This window comes from uncultured Clostridium sp. (assembly GCF_934754915.1).
Lineage (GTDB): Bacteria > Bacillota > Clostridia > Clostridiales > Clostridiaceae > Clostridium.
On the sequence record NZ_CAKVKB010000225.1, the window covers coordinates 1 to 3,798 of the forward strand.

The 3,798-nt window shown below is 25.6% G+C and carries 3 protein-coding genes; all 3 read left to right on the forward strand.

Annotation, left to right across the window (positions count from 1 at the left end):
* Positions 1 to 159 (forward strand): ABC transporter C-terminal domain-containing protein (locus Q0F58_RS17870; protein ID WP_367118214.1); only part of this gene is annotated, 159 nt, incomplete at its 5' end.
* Between the two features lie 24 nt (positions 160 to 183).
* Entirely contained in the window at positions 184 to 372 is a 189-nt protein-coding gene (locus tag Q0F58_RS17875; protein ID WP_294379211.1) for a hypothetical protein, read from the forward strand.
* 15 nt (positions 373 to 387) lie between these two features.
* Entirely contained in the window at positions 388 to 3,621 is a 3,234-nt protein-coding gene (locus tag Q0F58_RS17880; RefSeq protein ID WP_294379212.1) for a DEAD/DEAH box helicase, read from the forward strand.
* The last annotated feature ends 177 nt before the right edge of the window (positions 3,622 to 3,798 follow it).

Genomic DNA, 3,798 nt, shown 5'->3' on the forward strand with positions numbered 1-3,798 from the left:
GAAAATGATATGGCTGCAAATTCATCAAATTATGGAAAACTTAATGATCTTATGAAAAAAAAAGAAGAAGTTCAATGTGCACTTGATGAAAAATATGAAAGATGGGAATACTTAAATGAAATAGCAGAAGCAATTCAAGAATATAAAGCAAATAACTAAAAACATGAAAGAGGCACAAAAAATATGGAATTAAAAGTTTATTTAAAGGGAAAACAAGACCCTTCAATTTTTAAAGGAGAGAGAATAGATATTCTTGATTTTGAAATGCAAGGGAAAAAATATAAGCAAATAAGATGTTTTAAGAACGGAATATCCAAATCTCAGTATATAGCATCAGATCTTATAAAGAAATTTATACAAAGTGATAAATAATACGGAGTGTTGAAATTGATAAAACAGATATTAATTGAAAAATTTAATAAAAACTTAACATCATCAGTTATGAAAAAAGCTGATGATGTTATAAAAAATGATTTAATTAAAGATTTAATAACATCTACAGATGATGAAATAATAAATATTAAATCTATAGTTATATCTGAAAGTCTTTTGAGTGAATATAACTGCAAGATAATATTTGATATAAAATCTATGGATATAATAGGAACATATTGCAGTTGTTCTGATTATGAAAAAAATGAATTTAAAAAAGATAATTATTGCTGCAAACATATTGCTGCAAGTTTTTATGAATTTATTGATGATGCCTTGCAGAATGAATCAATGTCAGCACTATTAAATAAAAAATGTGAAGAAAAAAAAGAAGATTCTATGTATGAAAATGAAATTTTAAAGTCTCTTCTTGATGATAAGAAAAACACTTTAAAATTAGAAGTTATATTAAGTAAAAACCATTGGTCTTCAAAGCTTCAGGCAGAATTTAAAATTGGACTAAGAAATCAAAAGATGTATGTCATAAAGGATTTAAACCACTTTTTAGTATCACTATTTAATAATATTCCAATAAAATATGGAAAAGATTTTACTTTTGATATAAAAAAGCAGAAATTTTCTTATGAAGATAATAGACTTATAAAATTTATCTGTAATCTTCAAAAATTTGATGATAATAATAGAAATATAAGAAGACAAGATAAAATAATAGATGGTAAATTCCTTACAATTCCAGCTATGCTTATAAAAGATTTTCTATCTATTGTAAAGAAAAATAGAGTAATGCTTGGAGATGGTTTTTTCTATAGAATAATTGAATGCGATGTTATAGAAGGTGATATACCTATATGTTTCTCATTAAAATCAGTGTCTGAAGGAATAACTTTAGAAATTCCAGATGTAATTCCAGAATCATTAAGTGATAATGATGATGTATTTTTATTTGGAACATCACTATACATTCCATCAATTGAACAATGTGAAAGAATTGAACCATATCTTAGACTATTCAGCAAAACAAAGAAAATCACATTTAGTAAAAATGATGAAGAAATAGTTTTAAGAGAACTTATTCCTAATCTACAGAAGATTTCATCTTACCTCGATTTATCTCCTAATATAAGAAGTAAAATAATTTCAGGTCCCGTGAATTTCAGGTTTTATTTTGATAAAGATGATGGAAATGTTTCTCTTTTATTTAAAGTATCCTATGAAGGATATGAATTTAATTTTTTTGATGAATATAAAGATAAAATAATATATAGGGATACACAAAAGGAAAATGAAGTATATGCATTATTGAAAAGTCTTGGATTTTCAGAAGTAAATGAAAAACTTTATTTATTACGAGATGATGATGAAATATTTAAATTTTTTAAATATGAAATAGAAAAACTGCAGCGATATGGAGAAGTTTTTTATTCTGAAAGATTTAAAGGAATAAAAAATATAAAAAAATCAGATTTTAAAGGACAAATACATAAAGGAAAATACGATTATTTTGAATTAAAGTTTAAGTTATCAAACATAACTGAAGAAGAAGTAATAAAAATTTTAAGAAACTTTCGAAATAATCTAAAATATTATAAACTTGAAAATGGAGAATATCTTGATTTAGAACAAGAGGCTTTAAAAGAAACATTAAAACTATTAGATAACCTTATTTTAGAAAATAGTATGGCAGCCAAAGATACTGTATTAATTCCAGTAAATAAGGGAGCTTATGTTGAGGATTATATTGAAGATAAAAAATTCAGATACATAAAAACATGTGAAGAAATGAAAGAGCTTAAAGAACGTCTTCACAATATTGAAAGTAAAATATTTCAGCCTCCTTATGGGCTTATGGCTAAATTGCGAAATTATCAAAAACAAGGATACAACTGGATGAGAACACTTGATTATCTTGGGTTCGGAGGAATCCTTGCAGATGAAATGGGACTTGGAAAGACACTTCAAACAATTACTCTTATATTATCAAGACCTAACACAAAAACACTTATAACTGCACCTACATCTCTTATTTACAACTGGCTTAGTGAATTTAAGAAATTTGCACCTTCAATAAAAGTTCTTGTATGTAATGGAATTCCAGAAGAAAGAAGAAATAATATTAAGAATTACAAAGACTATGATGTAATAATAACAACTTATAGTATGCTTAGAAACGATTTAGAATATTACACTATGAATTTTGACTATTTTATATTGGATGAAGCTCAAAATATAAAAAATTCTAATTCCTTAAATTCAAAATGTGTCAAAAAGATAAAAAGCAGAATAAGGTTTGCACTTACAGGAACACCAATAGAAAATTCTCTTATGGAACTATGGTCAATATTTGATTTTATAATGCCTGGATATCTTTATGATGAAAATAGATTTACAACAAGATATTTTAGAAGACTTGAAGAAGATAAGGAAATATTGGAAGAAGTTCACAAAATGGTCAGTCCGTTTATTTTGAGAAGGCTTAAGAAAAATGTTATGATGGAATTACCAGATAAAATTGAAAAAATAATTTCAATTCCTTTGGAAAATGAACAAAAAACAATATATCAAACCTATGCAAAATATGCTAAAGATATAATTGAAAAGAAAGTTGAATCTAATGAATTAAAGAAAAGCAGAATAGAAATTTTATCATATATAACTAAACTAAGACAAATATGTCTTGATCCGTCTGTAGTAATGGATAATTATAATGGGAGAAGCAGTAAAATAGACACTCTCATTGATATTCTTGCTGAAAGTGTTAAAGGAGGACATAAAGTTCTTGTATTTTCACAATTTACATCTGTTTTAAAAAATATAGGAAAAATACTGAAGGAAGTAAATCAACCGTACTGTTATCTTGATGGTACACTTTCAAGTTCTGAAAGAATTAAGATAGTTAATGAATTTAATGAAAGTGACAAAAATATATTTTTAATATCATTGAAAGCTGGTGGAACTGGATTAAATCTTACAAGTGCAGATATTGTAATACATTTTGATCCATGGTGGAATCCAGCAGTAGAAGATCAGGCTACAGACAGAGCTCACAGAATAGGTCAGAAAAATTCTGTTGAAGTAATAAAACTCATCTCTAAAGATACAGTTGAAGAAAAAATACTTGACCTTCAAAATTCCAAAAAGGAACTTACAGATAAAATACTTAGTGAAAATTTAGATTCATATTCGCTTAATACACTTGATGATAATGAAATTTTACAATTGTTTAATTAATACTATAATAAAAGTTAGAAAGAAGGCGTGAAAGGTTTGAAATTAGTGAGTATATTTTCACAGCCTTCAACTTTAATTTGTATTAAATTTAAGTAACTTAAAGGAGGCTTTTAACAGTTAAAAATAATCTATACAAATCTATAAAAATATATTTGTATTTATGATATAATCTTATTG

What these genes read in the sequence shown, in the direction of transcription:
- Q0F58_RS17875 (WP_294379211.1), top strand. Translation starts at nt 184, where the DNA reads ATGGAATTAAAAGTTTATTTAAAGGGAAAACAAGACCCTTCAATTTTT.